Source organism: Thiomicrorhabdus cannonii, from assembly GCF_013391695.1.
In the GTDB taxonomy this organism is placed as follows: domain Bacteria; phylum Pseudomonadota; class Gammaproteobacteria; order Thiomicrospirales; family Thiomicrospiraceae; genus Thiomicrorhabdus; species Thiomicrorhabdus cannonii.
The window spans coordinates 642263-660165 of sequence record NZ_JACBGH010000001.1 but is presented as its reverse complement, the minus strand read 5'-3'; the positions used below and the strand labels follow the sequence as shown (position 1 = coordinate 660165).

The window sequence follows — 17903 nt, the reverse complement described above, 5'->3', positions numbered from 1 at the left end:
TCTCCGGCTACCGCCAATCCTGCATCGGATGTAGTGATCTCAGCGATTAACGATCCCTTTGTGGCACACCAGTGGTATCTGTTTAATAGTGGACAGGCCGCCTTCAGCAATGCGGGAGGTGCGCTTAATAGTTCGGGTGAGCATGCCGATATCCGCGTTTTTGATAGTGCGTCTACGCAAGCAGAGACTTACGCAAAAGGCTTGACTGGTGACGGGGTTCAAGTCGCGGTGATTGACAATGGTTTGGAAATTGCCCATCCCGATCTGTCGTCCAATGTGCTTAATAACGCTTCCTATAATTTCTTCAGTAATGGTAAAGGAGTGCATGATCCAACGCCGCCAGTCAGTATAGATAATCCTGAAGGTTATCATGGCACGGCCGTCAGTGGTCTTTTAGGGGCACGCGGGGGCAATGAGGCGGGAATTTGGGGAGTGGCGCCCAGTGCCGAATTGGTCGGTTATAACCTGCTTTATGAGGGAGAAGGTTCTTCCGGTTTCGATATGGATATGGAGCTGGCGGCAATCGGTTATGCCAATTCCGTTGCGAATTATTCCGGGCTTTACAGTGAAAATATAGACGTTTTCAATATGAGTTACGGACGCAATCCGTATCAGGGCACCAATGAAACCGCTTTTTATACGTCTGAAATTATTGCGGGTTTAAAAAACGGCACGGACGTTCTGCGCGGCGGCAAGGGAGCCTTGTACTTCAAGGCTGGCGGAAACGAATATAAAGGCGGCAAGGCATTTACTGCGGATTGGTGTCAGCAGGCGATCGAACATGAAGTGACGTGTTACAACGTCAATATGGAAAACGAAAACGTGACGCCCTATCAAATGGTTATCGGCGGATTCAATGCGGACGATACGCGTGCCAGTTATGCCAATACCGGCTCGGCTTTGTGGATGGTGGGGCCGGCAGGCGAGTATGGTGTCAATAAGCCGGCTTTGATTACCACGGATATGAGCAGCTGTGCTTATGGTTATAGCCAGAATCAATCGACCGATTATCCTTTTAATCAGCTGCCCTTTAATTCGGACTTTAATAGTGGAGAAGCGGGTTCGGATAATGAGCAGTGCAACTACTTTTCTGCGTTTAACGGTACCTCGTCCGCCACGCCGGTAATGAGCGGTATAGGTGCGCTTTTATTGCAGGCTAATCCGGAGCTGACCTGGCGGGATGTTAAGCATATTCTGGCGACCACAGCAAGGCACTTGGATCCGCATTTAGCGGCTAAAACCATGACAATCGGCGCTGTGCCAGTGATATTGGAGCAAGGTTGGGTCACAAATGCGGCCGGCCACCATTACAGTAATGCCTACGGTTTTGGTGCGCCTCATACCAATAATGCGATTCAAATGGCATTGGATTGGAAAGCCAATAATACGCATTTGCCGGCCATGCAGGAAACCACTGAGATGACTGGGAATGTGCCCGCGAGTAATGAGATCCCCGATTTCAATGCGGCTGGCCTTTCGGCTAAGGTCACTGTGGTGGATAATCTGATTGCTGAAAGCGTGGAGTTGGTGATTAGCATCGATGATTTAAATGCGGTGGCGGGCAACAGTGCGGCCAATAAAATCGATATGAGCGATTATCAGATTGTATTGCGTTCGCCCAATGGTACAGAAAGCATTGTGCTGACGCCGTTTAATGCCTATCAATCGGGATATGATATGGTGGATTTGAAGCTGATTAGCCATGCCTTTTATGGTGAATCGACGCAGGGTGAATGGACGTTGATGGTGCGTGATGTGGATAATGCCACGGATAACCGCATCCATGATGTCGGCAAAGGCAAATTGACGGGTTGGTCATTAAAGTTTTACGGGCACTGAGGTGACAAGATGAGAGGCAAAATGAAAAAGACACTCTTAGCGGGTTTGATCGGGTTGATGGGGTTGATGCTTGCTCATCCCGCATTTGCCTTTACCGAGGCGTGCCAGTGGGTCGCTAAAATGGCGGGGCCGGTTTACAGCGTGCAGCCTCTGCGCGTGGCGAGTTTCACGTCTCCCGAAGAATTGCCCGAAACGCTTCATTTGGCATTGCTGGAACGCAGCGGCGGTTGGTTTATCTATCAAACTGAACAGGCCTGGTTTGGTAAAGAAAGCTGCGCACCCGTGCAAAAGGTGGTTGCTCATCAGACGTTTGATTTCGTGCCTGTATTGTTAAACCAATCCACCGGGCGCAATGCGGTGATTACTTCGAGTTTTATGCTCAAGACGTATCAGAAAAACGATATCGACAAGATGGCGGAACGTTACGGCTTTAAGCTGTTGACGCTGTTGCCGAGCGGTAACGCGGCGATTTTCGATGTCAGCGGGGTGACGTCGTACGACCGGATGCTGGAACGCTTGGATCGCGACAAAGATGTGCAGTTTGCGGTTCCGGTGCTGGCCGAGCCGCGTTACCGCCTGCGTTGATGCTAGGTTGGACTATTTTGGTGCAGCTTAACAATTTTGGACAATTCCAGGGCGGGCCCGAGGGCTTTTATGATGCATCTTAGCCCGCCATTAATCGGTAAACGGCTGTTTATAAAGCATAAAAGACTTCGTTGGTCTGTAGCTTGCTGTATGGGTTGGACTCTTAACCCATTTATATAGCGCATACCATAGGCCATGTTTAATCAGCATCCCAGTTCATCAGCCTTACACGAATACATTCAATATCTTCCGGAAGTTAAAAAGTATCTGGCGGAACTGCAGCATCAGGATCTGTGGTGGACCACGGTGGCGATGGTCGGCAAGATCAATAACGAGAATATGGATTCGCAGTTACTCGATTCGATTGTCGATACCCAGAAAGAGTTCCAGAGTCTGCGTGACCGTATGATCGAAGAGCTGGTCGGCCGCTATCTGAACCAGGCGAGCAGCGAGGTCATTTTAAAGGCTCAGGCGGTTATCGACATTCTGATTCGCAACCTGTTTGAGCGCACCGCCGATGTGGGCTTCTTGGCAACCGATGATGATTTGGTGGAGTTTATGGCCAAGTCGCAGGTAAGTGATGCCGAGCGCGAATTCATCTATCGTCGCATCGTTGAATATGTGGCCAAATACAGTGTTTACGACGATGTTCTGCTGGTTGCTCCCGACGGGGAGGTCAAGGCCAAACTGGATTTGAATAATCCGGTCACCCACAGCCATGATCCGCTGATTCGCGAGGCGTTAGCCACCGAAGAAGATTATCTTGAGGTGTACCGTCATTCCGATCTGTTCCCCAACAAGCCCACCAGCCTGATTTATGCCAAGAAAATCCAGGCGCAACTGCATGGTCAGCTGCGCACCGTGGGCGTTTTGTGTCTGAGTTTCAATTTTGAAGACGAGTTGCAGCGCTTGTTCCGAACGCTCAATGCCGATAACGACGGTTATGCGATTATGTTGTTGGACGATCATGGGCGCACCCTGGCGTCCAATGATCTGCAGCACCACGCCATCGGCAAGCAGCAGGTGAAGCCGCAGGGTTTCAAACGCCCGGAGCGTCAGGGGGCGAATATGCATTTTGCGACCAAGACCAACGGCTATCAGGGATTTTATGGTTTGCCGTGGTTTGGTTACGTGACCGTGCCCAACCAGATCGCCTTCAGCGACAAATCCAGTTTGAAGGAGATGCACGTCACCATTCCCAAGGATTCGCCTTTGTATCTGGGGGCGTTGGAAGAGATGAACCTCAAGGTCAGCACCTTGCTGCTGATTGTGATTCTGAACGGCAAGATCATTTCGCTGAAGCGCGATGTGAAGGCTTTTCTGCCGGTGTTGGATAACTTCCAGACCATCAGCATCGACATTCAGGCGATTTTTGCGCGTTTCATTCACCATATTCACAACGTGCTCGTCAAAACCATTCAGGGCAAAGTCGCTTTCAGCGCGACCTTGGCGGTGGAGGTCATGGACCGCAACCTTTACGAGCGCGCCAACGACTGCCGCTGGTGGGCGCTCAACAGCACCTTCAGGCAGCTTTTGAGCCAGCACCATCAAGGCCGCGAGCTTAGCGCTGCGCAGACGCAGAAGTTGTGCGACATTCTCAGTTACATCAATAAGTTGTATACCGTCTACACCAATATCCTGCTTTACGACAGCCGCGGCAAGATTCTGGCCGTATCCAGCCCGGCGCAGAGCGAGCTGATCGGCACGGTGATTCCGTCGCCCAAGGATGCGAGCCGTTGTCTGGGCATCACCGATACCCAGAAATATGCGGTGTCCGAGTTTGACAAAACCGAATTGTATGACGGCGACTACACCTATGTTTACCATGCCGCAGTCAAGGACTGGGAAAACGAGCAGCGCAATGTCGGCGGCATCGCTCTGGTGTTTGACAGCGCGCCGGAGTTTGACGCGATGTTGCGCGATACCCAGCCGAAATACATCAATGCGGCCTTGAATGAAGCCACCTTCAGCGCCTTTGTGGATCGCAACGGCAAAGTGATAGCTTCAACCTCGCCGCATTTTGCCAAGGGTGCGCTGCTCAATTTGCCGGCAGAGGTGCTGCAGGCGGCCAACGGCAAAAACGATACGGTCTACTGGGAGGATAATGGCCAGCCTTATCTGGTGGGCTACAAGGTCAGCGAAGGCTACCGTGAATACAAAAACGGCGACGGCTACAGCAACGACGTGATCGCGCTGGTATTTACCGGCATCTAAAACTCAACAGGCCGGGTTAAAGACGCGATTTAAATTCTTATTTTTTATTGAACCACAGAAACACCGAGGTACAGAGTTTTTAAGGTTTAAGTGTTTACCCAGTCTAAATCCTCTGTGTCTCTGTGTCTCTGTGCCTCTGTGGTGAACTCTCAACCCGGCCTGTTCAGTTTTTATCGGAAATTTTTAAGGGAAATCGCCAGACTTACAAGCCTTTGCTCTCGTCCACCATCTTGTAAATATCGATGCGTTTCGGGTTGCCGAGTTTTTCCAATGCCTGGTTGATGCGTTTTTCCAGGTGCCCCGGATAGTGTTCCTCCAGCGTCAAGCCCAGAATCGGCTCGGCAATCTGTTCGCCTTTGCTGTTGAAAAACAGCGTGGTCGGCGCAACCACCACGCCTTTGGTCTGGGCGTAATCCTTCATCTCAACCGGGCGTCCGTCAAAGTCTTTCATCATCCAGTGCGCCTGGTCCATGACCACTTGACTGAATTCCGCATACGACTCCATGTCGGTGGTTTCCAGTAACGGGTTGAGAATATTCTGCTCCAGCTTCTTGCAGTAATTGCACCAGGTGGCGGTGAAAAAGATGACCACCGGTACCTGATGCTCCGCGGCCACCGCACCGGCCTTTTGCAAATCGACCGCCAGCGGCAGAATCTCCCCGGCGCGCGCCGAGTTGAGGCTGCCAAGTAGCGTCAAGCTCAACACAACAGGCAAAAAAGCGTTTTTGAATGGTTTCATGCGAACTCCTTGGCGCGCAAGTTAAAGGGGCGCGGTTGCCGCTATTTTTTGATAATAAAATAACCGCCGGCAGCCAGCAAGGCGATTTGCGTCCAACCGCTGTAGACCAAATCGAGCGGCAAAAACAATCCCAGCAGAATCAGCGCAAGCCCGATGGCGCGCTGGCGCTGCTGGCGGTTCTGGGTTTGGATTTCCGTTTGCAGCGCGGTGATCTGCGTCGATTGCACCTGCAGTCCATTATGCGCGATTCGGTTCAGGGAATTGTGCAACAATCCGGGAAGTTGCGGGGCCTGTTCGATCCAGTAGGGCAGGTTGGCCTTGACGTTCTTGATGAGGCTCTTGAAGCCGACACGCTCCTGCATCCAGTCTTCCAGGAACGGTTTGGCGGTATCCCACAAATCCAGTTCGTCATCCAGTTGGCGCCCCAAACCTTCAATGTTCAGCAGGGTTTTTTGCAGCAACACCAGTTGCGGCTGCACCTCCATGCCGAAGCGGCGTGCCGTCTGGAACAGGCGCATTAAAAACAGGCCGAAGGAGATCTCTTTCAACGGGCGGTCCCAGATCGGCTCGCACACCGAACGGATCGCCGACTCCAGTTCATTGACGCGGGTATCAGACGGCACCCATTCCGATTCGATATGCAGTTCGGAGACGCGCAGATAGTCGCGGTTGAAGAAAGCGAGGAAGTTTTCCGCCAGATAGCGTTGGTCTTCCGGCGTCAGCGTACCCATGATGCCGAAGTCGATGGCCGCATAACGCCCGTCGGGCAGCACGAAGATATTGCCCGGGTGCATGTCGGCATGGAAGAAGTTATGTTTGAACACCTGGGTGAAGAAAATCACCACGCCCTTGGCGGACAGGTCTTTCAGGTCCACGCCGGCTTCAATCAGTTTTTCGGTGTCACTGATGCGGATGCCGTAGATGCGCTCCATCGTCATGACGTTGTCGTTGGTATGGCTCCAGTAAACTTCCGGCACATAGAGCAAATCGGAACCCTCGAAGTTGCGGCGCAATTGTGCGGCATTGGCGGCCTCGCGCATCATGTCCAACTCATCCAGAATAGTCTTCTCGAATTCGGCCACCACTTCCACCGGATGCAGGCGGCGCGACTCCTTGACCGCTGTTTCCAGCAGCTTGGCCAGCGAGAACATAATCGCCACATCCTGCTCGATGACCGGTTTGATGTCCGGGCGCACCACTTTGACCACCACGTCGGTGCCGGTGTGCAGCGTGGCGGCATGCACCTGGGCGATGGAGGCGGAGGCCATCGGCACCGGGTCGAAGCTGGCAAAGGCCTCTTCCACCGGTTTTTTCAGCGCCTCTTCAATCAGTTGTTTGGAGTGGGTTTCGTCAAACGGCGGGCAGTCGTCCTGCAGTTTGGCGAGTTCGACGGAAATATCGTAGGGTAATAGGTCTTTACGGGTGGAAAGCGCCTGACCGAGTTTGATGAAAATCGGCCCCAACTCCTCCAACGCCAGACGGATGCGTTCGCCGCGCTCCGCCTGCGACTTGGCGCGCCAGTTCCACGGCAGCAGCTGGTTGACGACAATCAGCCAGGCGAACTTGGTGTGCGCCAGCACCAGCTTGTCGATCTGGTAGTGCGTCAGCACGCGGTTGATTTTGATAATGCGGAAAAGTTGTCTCAGTAGATTCATGAATGCGGTCTGTGAATGGATGGGATTACAATCGGTCGAGCAGAGCCTGCACGCGGGTTTCGATGGCGTCGACCGCCGCCTGCGTGCGTTGCACCGAGTCTCCGAAACGTTGCAGCTGGGACGCCGTCGGCAGCACTTCCAGTTCGAACTGCAGGTATTCTTTAAGGGTTTCGCCGGCCTGCCGTTTGGCGGCCTGGGTGGCGGCCATGGCCGAGCGGGTCGCATGGCCGACTTTGAAGGCGATCAAATCGCCGGTGTAGTGGGAGAGGTGTTCTTCCCAGTCGATTTCGATACTCGTCAGCGCATCAATCAGCGCTTCGGCCAAAGGCACGTCGCCATGCAGGGTCACGCGGCTTAAGCGCCCCGTTTCCCGCAGACCCAACAGCGAAGGCAGATCGGTTTCGATCCGCGCATCCGCCTCGCCCTGCAAGGCGTTCTGCACATTGACACCGTAGCTGGTGAAAAAAAGATAAAGCGTCAACCCTAAATCGGTGAACGTCACGGCAAAGGTTTTGTCTTCAAAATCCTTGAACGCGGCACCCTGCGCTTCGTCCAGGCGCAAAGCCTGATTGAGCGCGAATTCGACGGTTTTCGACAAACTTAAACTGAACAGGCCGGGTGTTTGAGGGGTAGTATGCGGCATGGCGGCGTCCTCAATATTTCCAGCCGCGGTGCAGGGCGACGATGCCTTCATTCATATTGAGGTAGTCGGCCTTGTCGAAACCGGCATCCAGCATCATCTGCTTCAAGGTATCCTGATCGGGATGCATGCGGATCGATTCGGCCAGGTACTGGTAACTTGCCTCGTCGTCGGCAATCAGCTTGCCCATTTTCGGCAGGATATTAAAGGAGTAGAAGTCGTAGGCTTTGGCCAGCAGCGGCTGGGTCACTTTGGAAAATTCCAGCACCATCAGTTGCCCGCCCGGTTTCAAAACGCGATACAGTTCGGCCAGCGCCTTGTCTTTGTTGGTGACATTGCGAAGCCCAAAGGCGATGGTGGCCAAATCGAAGGTGTTGTCGGGAAACGCCAACGCCTCGGCATTGGTGATGGTGTACTCCACATTGCCGGCAATGCCTTCGTTGATCAGGCGGTCGCGGCCGACACGTACCATGCTTTCGTTGATGTCGGCCAGCACCACGCGGCCACTCTTGCCGACGCGTTTGGCAAAGGCTTTGGTCAGATCGCCGGTGCCGCCGGCCAGATCGAGCACGGTTTGCCCGGGGCGCACGCCGCTCAGTTCGATGGTATGACGTTTCCACAGGCGGTGGATGCCGAGCGACATCACATCGTTCATCACGTCGTATTTGCCGGCGACCGAATCGAACACGCCTTTGACGCGTTTGACCTTCTCCTCCAGCGGCACTTCACTAAAGCCGAAATCGATGGTTTTTTTGGATTGATTCATCTTGTTAGCCTCTTTTTAGCTTTGTGTTAGCCATCTATTAACGTTGGCCGCTTTGGTTTTTGAGCGCCTGCAAATCGGCGTGGTCGTGACCGGCGCGCATCAGGCGGCGCAGATAGTCCACCCAGTATCGGTCGTAATGTTTGCCCAGGTCGTACAGGCGTTCCCAGGTGTAGAGGCCGGTGTCGTGGCCGTCGTCAAAATGCAGCTTGATGGCGTAATTGCCCACCGGCGTGATGTCGTCGATATTGACGTTTTGCTTGCCGACCTGCAGCACTTCCTGCCCCGGCGCATGGCCGGTCACTTCGGCCGACTGCGAATAGACGCGCAGGTATTCGCACGGCAATTCAAAGCGTTCGCCGTTGTCGAAGGCGATTTCCAGCTTGCGCGAGAGTTGGTGCAGTTTTATGTCGGTCGGGTGGGGCATGGTGTTATCTTTTATGAACCGCTTACAAAATGTATTGCGACAGATCCTGGTTCTGCGCCAGCTGCCCCAAACGTTCCTCGACAAACTGCGGGGTGATTTCGACATGGGCGCCGCGCATGTCGGCGGCCTCAAACGAAATATCCTCCAGCAGGCGTTCCAGCACCGTATGCAGGCGGCGCGCGCCGATGTTTTCGGTGGTTTCGTTGACCTGATAGGCGATCTCCGCCAGACGCTGGATGCCGCCTTCGGTAAAGTTCAGACTGACCCCTTCGGTTTTCAGCAGTTCAATCGCCTGCGTGGTCAAAGCGGCTTTCGGCTCGGTGAGGATGCGCACGAAATCCTCCACTTTAAGCGATTGCAGTTCCACGCGAATCGGCAGACGGCCCTGCAGCTCCGGAATCAGGTCGGACGGCTTGGTCAGATGGAAAGCGCCCGAGGCGATGAACAGAATATGGTCGGTTTTGATCATGCCGTATTTGGTGGAAACGGTGCAGCCTTCAATTAACGGCAGCAGGTCGCGCTGCACGCCTTCGCGCGAGACATCGCCGCCGCTGGTTTCCTGGCGTTTGGCGACCTTGTCGATCTCGTCGATAAAGACGATGCCGTGCTGTTCGACCGCTTCGATGGCCTGCGATTTGATGTCCTCGTCGCTGATGAGGCGTTGCGCTTCCTCTTCGGTCAGCGCTTTCAAGGCTTGTTTGATCGGCATTTTGCGCTTCTCTTTTTTGCCTTGGTTCATGCCCTCGAACAGGCCTTGCAGCTGCTGGGTCATCTCCTCCAGACCGGGTGCGCCGAGAATCTCCACCTGCGCCGGTGCGGCGCTGACATTGACTTCGATCTCTTTGTTGTCCAGATCGCCCTCGCGCAGACGCTTGCGGAATTTCTGGCGGGTGTCGGCCATGTTGTCGTAGCTATCGGCTTCGCGGCCGCGCGCCGGCGGCAGCAGGATGTCCAAAATACGTTCCTCGGCGGCATCTTCGGCCTGGCGCTGCACGCGCTGCATGGCTTGTTCGCGTGTCATTTTGATGGCGCTTTCCATCAGGTCGCGGATAATCGAATCGACGTCGCGGCCCACATAACCGACTTCGGTGAATTTGGTCGCTTCAATCTTCAGGAAAGGGGCGTTGGCGAGTTTGGCCAAACGCCGCGCGATTTCGGTTTTGCCCACGCCGGTCGGGCCGATCATCAGGATGTTTTTGGGGGTGACTTCGTGGCGCAACTCTTCGCTGAGTTGGGCGCGGCGCCAACGGTTGCGCAATGCAATGGCAACGGCGCGTTTGGCGTCGCTTTGGCCGACAATGTGGGTGTCCAGAGCGTGAACAATCTCTTTAGGCGTCATCATGGCAACATCGAATCCTGCTGGTTTTTTCAAAAACAAAGCCCCGGTATCTGGCGGGCTTGCTACAAAACAATTAAAAAATAAAGAATGCAGGCATTATAAAGCAAATTGGCGGCGTTTGCGTATTCCCTGTGCGCGTGATAGATTTGTCGTTTTAAACCCTGAACACACAAGGAAAACGCGGAAATGGGCCTAAAGTTCACCAAAATGCACGGCTTGGGTAACGATTTTATGGTGATTGATGCGATCAATCAGTCGCTCGACTTGCAGACGCAGCGGGTGCGTGCCTGGGCGGACCGTCATTTCGGGATCGGTTTTGACCAGCTGCTGGTGGTGGAAGCGACCTCGACGCCGAATGTGGATTTCCGTTACCGCATTTTCAACGCCGACGGCTCCGAAGTGCAGCAGTGCGGCAACGGCGCGCGCTGTTTCGCCAAATTCGTGTATGACAAAGGGCTGACCGACAAGACCGAAATCACCGTGGAAACCGCCTCCGGCATTATTGTGCTGTATGTCGAGGAGAACGGCTGGATTCGCGTCAATATGGGCGCGCCCAATTTCCATCCGCAAAGTTTGCCGTTTACCATGCCCGCCGAGCGGGAACATTACGCGTTGGACGTGTTGGGCGAAGAGTTTGAAATCGGCGCCGTGTCGATGGGCAACCCGCATGCGGTGCTGCGTGTGGCCGATATCGGCCGTGCGCCGGTTGACAAAATCGGCGCAGCCATCGAATCGCACCGGGCGTTTCCGGAGCGCGTCAATGTCGGCTTTGCCGAGCGTCTGAATGCCAACCACATCAAACTGCGCGTCTATGAACGCGGCGCGGCGGAGACCCTGGCGTGCGGCACCGGCGCTTGTGCGGCGATGGTGGTGTACCGCAACTGGGGCGAGGTGGCCGACGAGGTCACGGTGTCCCTGCCGGGCGGCGATCTGAAAATCGCCTGGAACGGTGAGCGCGATGCGCCGGTGTGGATGAGCGGCCCGGCGGTAACGGTTTTTGAAGGCGAGTTGCCGGAGGAGTGAGTGTATGTCGAGCCTGTTGAACGATATCCATGAAGAGGACGTGGCTAATTTCTTGAACCGCAACCGCGAGTTCTTTCATGTATTTCCCAATCTGCTCGACGAGTTGAGCATCCCGCATCCGGAAACCGGCCGCGCCGTCTCTTTGCTGGAGCGCCAGATCTACCAGCTGCGCAAGCAGCGCGACGAGTTGCAGGTGGAAGTCGATACGCTGATTAATATCGCCGGCGAAAACGGCCAGTTGCTCAACAAGGTCAAGGAATTTACCAAGGCGCTGATGGCGAGCCGTGGCGAGCAGGCGGCGGTGGACTGCATTATTCAAGAGATGCAGCAGCGTTTTGATGTGGAAGAGGTTTCGCTGGTGACCTGGGAAATGCCGGCCATCAGCCTGCACGGCATGATGCAACTGGGCATCAGCCAGACCTGGGCGGAAACCCTCAAAGGCACTCTGCGTCCCGAGGAGCCGGCCTGCGGGCTGCTGGAAGACCACTGGCAGAAAGGGCTGTTCCATACCGACAAGCCGATGCATTCGGTCTGTCTCTTGCCGCTGGGCGAAGACCGCGTTTGGGGGGTGTTGGCGCTGGGCAGCAGCACCGACCGTTTCCATCCCAATCTGGGCACCTATTTTCTCCGAATCATGGCCGAAATGATCACCGCGCGTTTGAGCCATCTGTTTGTCCGTTGAACCGAGCGATGAGTAAGCGCGCGCCGTCAGACTCTTCTTGTACGGATAATGCCGATATCCGGGCGTTTGTAACCGAGTTGCGCCGCCAGAACCGTTCGCCGCACACCCAATTAAACTACGGGCGTGATCTGCACGATTTTCTACACTTTTATCTGTTGGGCGAACATGGCCCAGAAAAAACTCAACAGGCCGGGTCCGTGGCGGAATTCCGTGATTGGCAGGCTATCGATTCGCAGGCGGTGCGTGCTTTTCTGAGTTTTCGCGTCAAACAAGGCATCTGTCCGCGCACGCTGGCGCGCCAGCTTTCCGCCTTGCGCAGTTTCTATGATTTTCTGCTGGAGGCGGAGCGGGTGCTGAAAAATCCCGCCAAAGGCGTCAAAGCCCCCAAACAGCCGCAACCCTTGCCGAAAAGTCTGGATGTGGATTTGACCCAAACCCTGTTGGAGCAGCCGCTGGCAACCTGGCAGGACGTGCGCGACCAGGCGGTGTTTGAACTGCTCTATTCGGCCGGATTGCGTGTATCGGAATGTGCCGGCCTCGACTTAAGCCCCGGGCTGGACCAGCTGCACGCCGGCTGGGTGCGCGTCTTGGGTAAAGGCCAGAAGGTGCGGCTCGCACCGGTCGGCAGTAAAGCGCAAGCGGCCTTGCAGGCTTGGCTGAAAATCCGCGCCGATGTCGCCCAGGCCGATGAACAGGCGGTGTTTGTGAATCGCCACGGCAACCGTTTGGGGGTGCGCAGCATCCAGCTTCGGCTCGACAAAAAAACTCAACAGGCCGGGTTGCCTACCAAGATGTCGCCGCACCGCCTGCGTCACGCCTGCGCCACCCATGTGCTCGAATCCAGCGGCGACCTGCGCGCCGTGCAGGAGATGCTCGGCCACGCCAATCTGTCCACCACACAAATCTACACCAAGCTCGATCTGCAGCATCTCGCCCAAGTCTACGACCAGGCGCATCCCCGCGCCAAAAAACGCGATTAACGTTTTGCTTTATTTTTAACTGCTTACGGATTATAGTGCGTAAATACGCTTATTAAGCAATATGTCTTATTTTGTCTTTTCGCATTTAGCGACGGAGGTTTCCGATGTTAAATTGCCGATGTCACGCTGTCCGTCAGCAAGGTTATACCGTGGTCGAGTTGGCGGTGGGACTCGTGATTCTGGGGATGCTCATCACCGTCCTGTTGAAAGGCATCGCCTTTATCGATAACGCCAGGTTGCAGCGCGACCTCAGAACCATGAAAGGGTTGCATAGCGCTTTTCTCCTCTACAAAGACCGCTACGGGCACTTGCCGGGCGAAGATGCCGCGCATCCGGGACGTTTCAAAACGGTTTTATCGACCCTGCAAAACTCGACGGAAGGCCTTTTTTACGACCTGTATCGTTCCGGGTTTACGCAGACTCTAGTGTTGGAGCCGGGAATCGGCAGTGCTTTCAAAGCCACCTGGGGCGGCGGCAGCGGCGCCAACTATGGACTGATTGCCGGCCGCAACCAGCTCTGCATTACCGATATTGATGTGGAGTTGGCGCGCTCGATAGAGTTGCGGCTGGACGATGCCGGCCGCTCCTCAGGGGATGTTAAATACACACTCAACGGCTCGCAATTGTGCATGCTGCTTTCCTAAAAATCGGCCGTTAGCTTTGTTGGCCTCGTTTCGCAGGGCGTTTTCAGATAGAATAGCGGGCAGATTTAAAACAGCTAAGGAATGAAGATGTCATTTCACGGTACAACGATTTTATGCGCCAAACGCAATGGCGAAATGGTGATCGGCGGTGACGGCCAGGTGACGTTGGGTCATGTGGTCATGAAAGGCAACGCCCGCAAGGTGCGTCGTCTTTACAACGGTCAGATTCTGGCCGGTTTTGCCGGGGCGACGGCCGATGCCTTTACCTTGTTTGAGCGTTTTGAGGGGCGTTTGCAGTCTCATAATGGCCAATTGATGCGTGCGGCGGTGGAGATGGCCAAGGACTGGCGTACCGATCGCGCCTTGCGCAAGTTGGAGGCGATGATGCTGGTGGCCGACAAGGACAATATGTTGCTGATTTCCGGCACCGGCGATGTGATCGAACCGCAGCACGATTTTATCGCCATCGGCTCCGGCGGCAATTACGCCCATGCCGCCGCCCAGGCGTTGATGGACAACACCGATTTAAGCGCGCTGCAGATCGTCGAAAAGGCGCTGACCGTGGCCGCTGATCTGTGCATCTACACAAATCATAATTTTACGATTGAAAGTCTGAACGCCTGATAGGTGTCTTAAAAGTGAGGAAAAGCTGATGGCAAGTCCGCAACAAGAAAAAGAAGTGGAACTCAACGGCACGCAATTTGTGTGTGAACCGGTCAAGCAGGGCTTTTTTGAAAGTACGCTGGAGCGTGTGCTTTGGAATAGCCGTTTTGTGGTGATGGTGGCGGTTGTCGCCAGTTTGCTGACCGCCTTTGCGATTTTCTACACCACCTCGGTCGATGTGTTTTACACCATCGCCCATTTGACCCATTATCACGAGTTGGGTGATGCCGATCGCGCCACGTTGAAAGCGCAGACGGTGGCACACGTGGTTGGCTCGGTCGATGGCTTTTTGCTGGGGGCGATTATGCTGATCTTCTCGTTGGGTCTGTATGAACTGTTCATTTCCAAGATCGATCTGGCGGCCGGCAATAGCTCCAGCAAGATTCTGATGATCAACTCGCTGGATGATTTGAAAGACAAACTGGCCAAAGTGATTCTGATGATTCTGGTGGTGATGTTCTTCGAGCAGGCGATTTTCCTGAAACCGACCGGCCCGCTGGAGTTGCTGTATTACTCCTTGGCGATTATGCTGGTGGCGTTGGCGTTGTTTCTGTCGCATAAGGCCTATAGCCACCACTAATTTTCCGTCAACAGAGTCTTCTGTTAAATCATGCAAAAAACGCCGGCTTCGTCCGGCGTTTTTTATTTCCCGCCAGCGGGTCTGCTGTTATTGGCGTTTGAATCAAATCTGACTTCATGGAGCGGTGTTTGCAGCGGTGTCTGCAGTGCAGGCGTCAGCAAGTCGGCTAAAGTATAGTGTTGCATCTGTGTCAGAAAGGCCTGTTGGGCGGCGTGCAGGTAGCCGGCCAGACGGCATTCGCCGCGAATCAGGCAGGGCGGCGTTTGGCAGTTGATGGGGGTGAGCACGGCCTCCATGGTTTCGATGACCTCCCGGCAGTTGATGTGGTGAGCCGGCCTGTTGGGTTTAATACCGCCTCCCTGACCGCGTTTGGCGTCAATAAAGCCGTGTTGCGCGAGCTTTTGTACCACTTTCATCAGGTGCGCGCGCGAGATGTCGTAGCGTTCGGCGATCTCTTTGATTTGCGCGCCGTTTTGCTCGGGCTGCATGCCTAAATAGATCAATACGCGAAAGGCATAGTCGGTGTGTTTGCTCAGTTGCATAAGCGGTTCCGCTTGGGGTTAAAGTGTCATTATAGTTGACTGGATTTCAAAGATTCAAATAGAATGAATCTTTTATCGGGTCAAATGCGGGATGACTATGCCGGGGTTTTTCTTTGAGCGCGCCTTTCGCGCCTTTTTTATGGGAGCGGCGCTGTTTGCCGTGGTGGCCATGCTGGCATGGTGGAGGCTTTACCCGACAGCAGAAGGTCTGTCCGGTGTGGCTGGCGTGCAGTGGCACGCTCATGAGATGGTCTTTGGTTATGCCTTGGCCACGGTCACGGGGTTTCTGCTGACCGCGGTCATGAACTGGTCGGGCGGCAATTCGGCCTCGGGCTGGCCTTTGGCGGTACTGTTTGGTTTATGGCTGGGGGCACGTCTGGGGTTTTTGCTGGATGTGCCGCTGGTATGGATTGCCGTCTTGGATAGTGCCTTTACGCTCGGCCTGTTTGCGCATTTTATGTGGCCGGTGTGGCGCCAGAAACTCTGGCCGCAGCTCGGCTTGGCGGCCAAGTTTCTGTTGCTGGCGATCGCCAACGGCGTTTTTTATGGCGGAGCATTCGGCGTGGTAGAGCATGGCATGCATATCGGCACCTTGCTGGGGCTGTTTCTGGTGTTGGCCATCAATCTGACCATGATGCGTCGTCTGCTGCCGTTTTTCACCAAGCGGGCGCTGCGACTCGAGCCTTTTAAACAGTCCAAGTGGCTCGACGGCAGCGTTGTGGCTGCTTTTCTGGTATTAATGCTGCTGGCTATTTGGTGGCCGACAGGCTGGCCAATGGTCGTGGTTGCCGCGCTGCTGGCGGCATTGCACGCCTGGCGCTTGTGGCGCTGGTATCTTCCGGGAATCTGGAAGGTGGTGCTGTTGTGGCCGCTTTATTTGTCCTATGCCTTTATGATTCTCGGTATGGCGCTGTTTGCCGGCGTCGGTCTGGGCAAGGTGCCGTTGACGGTGGCGCTGCATGCGCTGGCTGCAGGCGGAATCGGTCTGCTGTGTTCGGCCATACTGGCGCGCATCGCACTCGGGCATACGCAGCGCAATGTGTTTGAGCCGCCTAAAACGGTGATTTGGGTATTTGTGCTGCTGGCCTTGACGGCGCTGGTGCGCATTTTTCTGCCCTGGTGGGATGCGGCGCATTACGCCTTGTGGATCGGCGTGGCGCAGTGGGGCTGGGTCTTGGCGTTTATGTGGCTGAGTGTGCTTTACTGGCCGATATTGACGCGACCGGCGCCGGTCAAAGCGCACGGCATCCGTCTGTAGATTAGTGGAGCAAACCGGCTAGTTCGTGCATCAGGCGCTCCAGCGCGCCGCTTTGTTTGGCAAAGACGCAATAGGCGCGTTCGCCCAGCTCCTGCTGTTTTTCGGGATGGTTGTTCAGTTCGAGCAGATGTGCCGCCAATGCTTGCGGCGTGGCGCATAAGGTCAGCGCATCTTCTTCGATAAAGGTGTCGAACAGCGCTTTGAGGTTGGCAAAATGCGGCCCGGAGATGACCGGTTTGTGCAGTGCAGCGGGTTCGAGAATATTGTGGCCGCCGAAAGGCACCAGACTGCCGCCGACAAATGCGGCGTTGCAGGCGGCAAACCACAGCATCAGCTCGCCGACCGTGTCCGCCAGATAAACCTGGGTGTCCGCCGCAACCGGTTGGAGTTGGCTGCGTTGCGCCGATTGCAGCCCCGATTGTTGCAGTTGTTGCGCCACCGCTTCAAAGCGGTCGGCGTGACGCGGCACCAGAATCAGGAGCGCATCCGGCTGGGTTTTAAGCAGTTCGCGATGCGCTTCCAGCAGGAGCTGTTCTTCGCTCTGCCCGCCCTGCGGGTCGGCATGCGTGCTGGCGGCCGCCCAGATAAAGCGATCCGTCAGTCCGTTCTCCTGTTTCCACTGCTGTGCGTCAGCTACCCGGCCTGTTGGGATTTCCAAGTCGAATTTGAGATTGCCGAGCACCTTGATCTTGTCGGTGGAGGCGCCCAGTGCCTTGAAATGTTCGGCATCCACCGGAAACTGGGCGGCGATAAAGCGGGTTTGATTGAGGGCATCCTGGAGCATTTTGCCACCCCATTTGCGGTAGGCATCAAACGATTTCTCTTTTAAGCGGGCGTTGGCGAGCACTAGCGGAATCTGTAAATCCGAACAGGCCTGGTAGAGGTTGGGCCAGATTTCGGTTTCGATCATAATCACCAGTTTGGGCTCGATCTGGCGCAGAAAACGGCTCACCGCAAAGTTGAAGTCGTAGGGAATCATCTGATGCTGAATCGGTACCGGCGAAAAACGCAGTGCCTGAATGGCACCTTGTGTCGAGCCGCTGGTGACGGTAATCGGCAGATTAGGGTAACGTTGTTTAAGCGCGGACAGCAGCGGAAAAATCGAGCGGGTTTCGCCAACCGACACCGCGTGAATCCAGATGCCGCCCTTTGCCAACGCGGCCGGATTGCGGCCGAAGCGCGCGGCAAAGCAGTGCGGGATTTCGGGCAGGCCGGGTTGGGTTTGGCGTTGCGCCTCATGTTTTTTGCAGCGTTTCCAGCCCGACCAGGCGATCAGCGGCAGGGTCAGGGTGGTCAGCAGGCGGTAAACGCTAAGACGCATGACAAGTAG

19 protein-coding genes are annotated in these 17903 nt (G+C 55.2%); 11 read left to right on the top strand and 8 right to left on the bottom strand.

What is annotated here, in order from left to right:
* From HZ297_RS03120 to HZ297_RS03110, 3 genes are all read left to right on the top strand, one after another.
* A partial coding sequence (locus tag HZ297_RS03120; protein WP_218644509.1) for a S8 family serine peptidase occupies nucleotides 1-1839 on the top strand: 1839 nt, incomplete at its 5' end.
* A 21-nt stretch (nucleotides 1840-1860) separates the two neighbouring features.
* Nucleotides 1861-2424 carry a hypothetical protein gene (locus tag HZ297_RS03115; RefSeq protein ID WP_178861508.1) on the top strand — a complete coding sequence of 188 codons (564 nt, stop codon included), beginning with the start codon at nucleotides 1861-1863 and terminating at the stop codon, nucleotides 2422-2424.
* A 195-nt stretch (nucleotides 2425-2619) separates the two neighbouring features.
* The gene (locus tag HZ297_RS03110; RefSeq protein ID WP_178861507.1) at nucleotides 2620-4638 is read left to right on the top strand and encodes a cache domain-containing protein; all 2019 of its coding nucleotides are present in this window, start codon (nucleotides 2620-2622) and stop codon (nucleotides 4636-4638) included.
* Between the two features lie 202 nt (nucleotides 4639-4840).
* On the opposite strand, the gene HZ297_RS03105 is transcribed toward HZ297_RS03110, so the two are convergent.
* From HZ297_RS03105 to hslU, 6 genes are read right to left on the bottom strand one after another with little or no spacing between them, the layout of a single operon-like run.
* Nucleotides 4841-5377: a thioredoxin family protein gene (locus tag HZ297_RS03105; protein WP_178861506.1), complete on the bottom strand. Its 537-nt coding sequence runs from the start codon at nucleotides 5375-5377 to the stop codon at nucleotides 4841-4843.
* Between the two features lie 41 nt (nucleotides 5378-5418).
* Nucleotides 5419-7032, bottom strand: a complete 1614-nt coding sequence (ubiB, locus tag HZ297_RS03100; protein WP_178861505.1) for a ubiquinone biosynthesis regulatory protein kinase UbiB — start codon at nucleotides 7030-7032, stop codon at nucleotides 5419-5421.
* 25 nt (nucleotides 7033-7057) lie between these two features.
* The gene (locus HZ297_RS03095; RefSeq protein ID WP_178861504.1) at nucleotides 7058-7675 is read right to left on the bottom strand and encodes a ubiquinone biosynthesis accessory factor UbiJ; all 618 of its coding nucleotides are present in this window, start codon (nucleotides 7673-7675) and stop codon (nucleotides 7058-7060) included.
* A 10-nt stretch (nucleotides 7676-7685) separates the two neighbouring features.
* Complete coding sequence (gene ubiE / locus HZ297_RS03090; RefSeq protein ID WP_178861503.1) at nucleotides 7686-8438, bottom strand: bifunctional demethylmenaquinone methyltransferase/2-methoxy-6-polyprenyl-1,4-benzoquinol methylase UbiE; 753 nt, start codon at nucleotides 8436-8438, stop codon at nucleotides 7686-7688.
* A 37-nt stretch (nucleotides 8439-8475) separates the two neighbouring features.
* Nucleotides 8476-8862 carry a gamma-butyrobetaine hydroxylase family protein gene (locus tag HZ297_RS03085; protein ID WP_178861502.1) on the bottom strand — a complete coding sequence of 129 codons (387 nt, stop codon included), beginning with the start codon at nucleotides 8860-8862 and terminating at the stop codon, nucleotides 8476-8478.
* A 22-nt stretch (nucleotides 8863-8884) separates the two neighbouring features.
* Nucleotides 8885-10204: an ATP-dependent protease ATPase subunit HslU gene (gene hslU / locus HZ297_RS03080; protein WP_178861501.1), complete on the bottom strand. Its 1320-nt coding sequence runs from the start codon at nucleotides 10202-10204 to the stop codon at nucleotides 8885-8887.
* On the opposite strand from hslU, the gene HZ297_RS03075 reads away from it, so the two are divergent.
* The 7 genes from HZ297_RS03075 to HZ297_RS03045 all read left to right on the top strand — a co-directional run bounded on the left by HZ297_RS03075 (nucleotide 10203) and on the right by HZ297_RS03045 (nucleotide 14773).
* The gene (locus HZ297_RS03075) at nucleotides 10203-10397 is read left to right on the top strand and encodes a hypothetical protein (protein ID WP_178861500.1); all 195 of its coding nucleotides are present in this window, start codon (nucleotides 10203-10205) and stop codon (nucleotides 10395-10397) included. The two genes, hslU and HZ297_RS03075, sit on opposite strands and share 2 nt — an antisense overlap.
* On the top strand, nucleotides 10388-11224 hold the full coding sequence (gene dapF, locus HZ297_RS03070) for a diaminopimelate epimerase (RefSeq protein ID WP_178861499.1): 837 nt from the start codon (nucleotides 10388-10390) through the stop codon (nucleotides 11222-11224). Before HZ297_RS03075 ends, dapF begins: the two co-directional genes overlap by 10 nt.
* 4 nt (nucleotides 11225-11228) lie before the next feature.
* Nucleotides 11229-11906, top strand: coding sequence for a DUF484 family protein (locus HZ297_RS03065; protein WP_178861498.1), 678 nt, complete (start codon nucleotides 11229-11231; stop codon nucleotides 11904-11906).
* A gap of 8 nt (nucleotides 11907-11914) precedes the next feature.
* On the top strand, nucleotides 11915-12886 hold the full coding sequence (locus HZ297_RS03060; RefSeq protein WP_178861497.1) for a tyrosine recombinase XerC: 972 nt from the start codon (nucleotides 11915-11917) through the stop codon (nucleotides 12884-12886).
* 104 nt (nucleotides 12887-12990) lie between these two features.
* Entirely contained in the window at nucleotides 12991-13530 is a 540-nt protein-coding gene (locus HZ297_RS03055) for a type II secretion system protein (protein WP_178861496.1), read from the top strand.
* An 87-nt stretch (nucleotides 13531-13617) separates the two neighbouring features.
* Complete coding sequence (gene hslV / locus HZ297_RS03050) at nucleotides 13618-14154, top strand: ATP-dependent protease subunit HslV (RefSeq protein ID WP_178861495.1); 537 nt, start codon at nucleotides 13618-13620, stop codon at nucleotides 14152-14154.
* Between the two features lie 28 nt (nucleotides 14155-14182).
* Nucleotides 14183-14773 carry a YqhA family protein gene (locus HZ297_RS03045; RefSeq protein WP_178861494.1) on the top strand — a complete coding sequence of 197 codons (591 nt, stop codon included), beginning with the start codon at nucleotides 14183-14185 and terminating at the stop codon, nucleotides 14771-14773.
* 62 nt (nucleotides 14774-14835) lie between these two features.
* Here HZ297_RS03045 and HZ297_RS03040 read toward each other — a convergent pair whose 3' ends face one another.
* Nucleotides 14836-15315 carry an RrF2 family transcriptional regulator gene (locus tag HZ297_RS03040; protein WP_178861493.1) on the bottom strand — a complete coding sequence of 160 codons (480 nt, stop codon included), beginning with the start codon at nucleotides 15313-15315 and terminating at the stop codon, nucleotides 14836-14838.
* 97 nt (nucleotides 15316-15412) lie between these two features.
* On the opposite strand from HZ297_RS03040, the gene HZ297_RS03035 reads away from it, so the two are divergent.
* Entirely contained in the window at nucleotides 15413-16573 is a 1161-nt protein-coding gene (locus tag HZ297_RS03035) for an NnrS family protein (protein WP_178861492.1), read from the top strand.
* 1 nt (nucleotide 16574) lies between these two features.
* On the opposite strand, the gene HZ297_RS03030 is transcribed toward HZ297_RS03035, so the two are convergent.
* Nucleotides 16575-17894: a 3-deoxy-D-manno-octulosonic acid transferase gene (locus tag HZ297_RS03030; RefSeq protein WP_178861491.1), complete on the bottom strand. Its 1320-nt coding sequence runs from the start codon at nucleotides 17892-17894 to the stop codon at nucleotides 16575-16577.
* Nucleotides 17895-17903 lie beyond the last annotated feature (9 nt).